Origin of the sequence: Streptomyces sp. NPDC058221 (genome assembly GCF_042882365.1) — a bacterium.
In the GTDB taxonomy this organism is placed as follows: Bacteria; Actinomycetota; Actinomycetes; order Streptomycetales; family Streptomycetaceae; genus Streptomyces.
On sequence record NZ_JBHVWF010000282.1, the window covers coordinates 1 to 3,867 of the forward strand.

Sequence of the window (3,867 nt, forward strand, 5' to 3'; positions counted from 1 at the left end):
CCGGCGAACCCACCCCACCCGGATACCGGCACGCCATCCCCACAATCGCAATCGGCTCCTCATCCACCACCGAGGAAACCACCGACCCGGCAACGGGAAGGCTCTGGTCCGCGGTCGTGGTGACGAGCTCGCCGCGCAGGAAGGGGACGAGTGCTGCTGGGGTCGGATAGTCGAAGACAAGGGTGGCGGGGAGCCGGACGCCAGTCGCGGTGTCGAGCCGGTTGCGCAGCTCCACTGCTGTCAGTGAGTCGAGGCCGATGTCGCCGAAGGGGCGGGTGGGCTCGATACCGTCCGGTGTCGCATGACCGAGAACCGCGGCCACTTCGGACCGGACAAGGTCCAGGAGCAGTTGGTCACCGTCGGCGACGGGGAGTTGAGCCAGCCGTCGGCCGAGTGCCGATTCGCCGGTGGCGGCCCGCACCGTTCGGCGTGTCGTGGTCTGGACGAGGCCGGACAGGATCGACGGGAGATTTCCGGCGGCGGCCCTGTCGCGCAGGGACGCCGGGTCGAGCCTGGCCGCAATCACGGACGGCCGCGCCAACTGCCTCAGCCCATCGAGGAGTTCCTGCCCGGCGTCGATCGGAAGAGGCTGGATGCCGGAGCGGTCGGCGCGCTGGCGGGCATGCACTTCGGCCATACCGTCACTGGTATCCCACACTCCCCAGGCAATCGAGGTCGCGGGAAGCCCTTGTGCCTGCCGGTGCTGGGCGAGCGCGTCCAAGAAGGCGTTCGCGGCAGCATAGTTGGCCTGCCCCGCGTTTCCGATCGCTCCCGCAACCGAGGAGAAGAGGACGAACTCAGCCGGGGCGTGGTCCAGGGTGAGCTCATGGAGGTGCCAGGCTGCGTCGACCTTCGGCCGCAGGACAGCAGCGAGCTGCTCTCGTGTCAGCGACGTCAGTACGCCGTCATCGATGATGCCTGCCGCGTGCACCACCGAGCTCACGGGCCGATCGGCGGGGATCGTCGCGATCACCGCGGCCAGCGCCTCGCGGTCGGACGTGTCGCAGGCGGCGACGGTCACGGAGGCACCGAGGGCCGTCAGCTCGGCTTCGAGCTCGGCGGCGCCGTCGGCCGCCGCACCGCTGCGGCTGACCAGCAGAAGATTGCGGGCACCGTATTCGGTGACGTAACGCCGCGCGACCAGCCGACCGATGGCCCCGGTGGCGCCCGTGATCAGAACCGTACCCTGGGGGTTCGGGGCAGGCGGAAGCGTCAGCACCACCTTGCCGACGTGCTTGGCCTGACCCAGGAACCTGAACGCCTCTACGGCCCTGCCGACCTCCCAGGAGGTGACCGGCAGCGGGCGGAGCGCACCGGTGGTGAACAGCTCCAGCAGCGCCACCAGCATCTCCTGGATGCGGTCGGGGCCCGCCTCCATCAGGTCGAACGCGCGGTAGGAGACGCCAGGATGTGCGGCACCGACCTCCTCGGCATCGCGGATGTCTGTCTTGCCCATCTCCAAGAAGCGGCCACCGCGCGGCAGCAGCCGCAACGACGCGTCCACGAACTCACCGGCCAGTGAGTCGAGCACGACGTCCATCCCGCGGCCGTCGGTCCTGGCGAGGAACTCGCTCTCGAAGTCGAGCGTCCTCGACGAAGCGATGTGCAGGTCGTCGAGGCCGAGCTTGCGCAAGGTGTCCCACTTGCCCGTGCCGGCCGTGCCGAAGACCTCGGCGCCGAGATGGCGCGCGAGCTGTACGGCGGCCATCCCGACCCCGCCGGCAGCAGCGTGAACCAGTACGGACTGCCCCTCTCGCAGAGTACTGAGGTCGGTGAGGGCGTGATACGCCGTCATGAACACGATCGGCGTGGCAGCGGCCTCGGCGAAGCTCCAGCCCCGGGGCATGGGCGCCATCAGCCGTCGGTCTGCAACGGCGATCGGGCCGATCGCTCCTTCGAACAGCCCCATTACACGGTCGCCGGGGGCGAGGTCAGTGACGCCGGAGCCCACCGCGGTGACAACCCCGGCGCCCTCGCTGCCGAGCACTGCCTCACCCGGATACATGTTCAGGGCGATCAGCACATCGCGGAAGTTCAGCGCGGCTGCGCGCATCGCTACCCGGACCTCGCCGGAGGCCAGCGGCCGCAAGGCCTCGGGGTGCTCGACCGGCGCTACGTTGTCCAGCGTTCCCCTCTCGGTCGCGTCCAGCCGCCACGGCGTCGTCGGCCGGGTGAGTACGGGAGCCCCATCAGCCCTGGCCACACGAGGTACGAACAGGGCGCCGCCTCGCAGGGCAACCTGTCCTTCACCCGAGCTCAGGGCAAGGGGGAGCGCGGCGTCGAGGCCGGCTGACGACGATCCGGCGGTCGAGTGGACAGAGTTGTCCGCATCGAGGAGTACGAACCGGTCGGGGTGCTCAAGCTGGGCGGAGCGGAACAGACCCCAGACAGCGGCTTCCGCCAGCCCGGTGACATGTTCCCCGCTCTGGACCGCCGAGGCGCCGTGGGTGAGCACGACCAGGCGCGACGAGGCGAAGGCCTCCGCCTCCAGCCACTGACGCGCCAAGTCGGCTGCCGCGCGAACGGCATCGTGCGTAGCCTCCACAAGACTTTCGCCCTCGGCGTTCACCGCCCACACCACGGCATCGGGCACCGGCTCGCCCTGCTCCACGGCGGCGGCGAGCGCGGCCAGTCCCGCATATGCGCGGATCCCGGGAAGGCGGGGGTCGACAGCGCCGAGCAATGCCGTCGGCCCCGAGGTCCTGGCGGTGCCTGCAGGCGTGGACGTCTCGGAATGGGTGACAGGCTGCGCGACTAGAGGTGTCCAGTCCACCTGGTAGAGCGAGCGCCGAAGCTCGTCGCCCCGACCACTGAGCGCCTCTTGCGAGACCGAGCGCAGGACAAGGGAGTCGACGGAGCCGACCGGTGCGCCGGTCGAGTCGTAGTAGGCAATGCTCAGGCGGTCCGACCCTTTCGACTCCAGCACTGCACGGAGGCTGGTGGCCCCTGTGGCGGTCACGTTCACGCCGCTCCAGCTGAACGGGAGACGGACCATCCCTTCGTCCGCGTCCTCGACCAGACCGCCCAGCACCATGGCGTGGAGGCTGGCGTCGAGGAGTGCGGGATGCAGAGTATGCCCACCCGGATCAGTACCCGCAGGCAACTCCACCTCCGCATACGTCACATCCCCATCCCGCCACACCCCACGCAACCCACGAAACAACGGCCCATACACATAACCACGCGCCGCCAACCGCTCATAACAACCCGACACATCCACCGACACCGCACCCACCGGCGGCCACACCCCCAACACCGGCACCGACACCGGCACCGACACATCCGCACTCACCACACCCCCCGAAGACCCCACCCCCAAACGACCCGACGCATGACGCGACCACACCTCCACACCCTCACCCCGCGAATACACACCCACCTCACGCCCACCATCATCCCCAACACCACCCACCACCACCTGCAACTGAACACCCACACCCACCCCCAACACCAAAGGAACCTCCAACACCAACTCCTCCACACACCCACAACCCACCAACCCACCCGCATGCAACACCACATCCACCAACGCAGCCCCCGGAACCAACACCACCCCACCCACCGAATGATCCCCAAGCCACGACTGAACCCCCAACGACACCCGACCCGACAACACCACACCCTCACCCACCGCCAACTCCACCACCGCACCCAACAACGCATGCCCACCCGCCAACAAACCCACCGACCCCACATCACCCACACCACCCACACCCTCCAACCAAAAACGCTCACGCTGGAACGGATACGTCGGCAAATCAACCAACCGGCAACCATCCCCAGAAACGAAACCACTCCAATCGACCACCGCACCACCATGAACATGAACGTGAGCGAGAGCCTTCAACAGAGTCAGCAGCTGCGGGC

2 protein-coding genes are annotated in these 3,867 nt (G+C 68.3%); one reads left to right on the forward strand and one right to left on the reverse strand.

Annotated elements, in window-relative coordinates:
* On the reverse strand, positions 1 to 3,712 hold a 3,712-nt coding region (locus ACFVW8_RS38615; protein WP_389698647.1), incomplete at its 3' end, for an SDR family NAD(P)-dependent oxidoreductase.
* Here ACFVW8_RS38615 and ACFVW8_RS38620 point away from each other — a divergent pair.
* A partial coding sequence (locus tag ACFVW8_RS38620) for a hypothetical protein (RefSeq protein ID WP_389698649.1) occupies positions 3,662 to 3,867 on the forward strand: 206 nt, incomplete at its 3' end. The two genes, ACFVW8_RS38615 and ACFVW8_RS38620, sit on opposite strands and share 51 nt — an antisense overlap.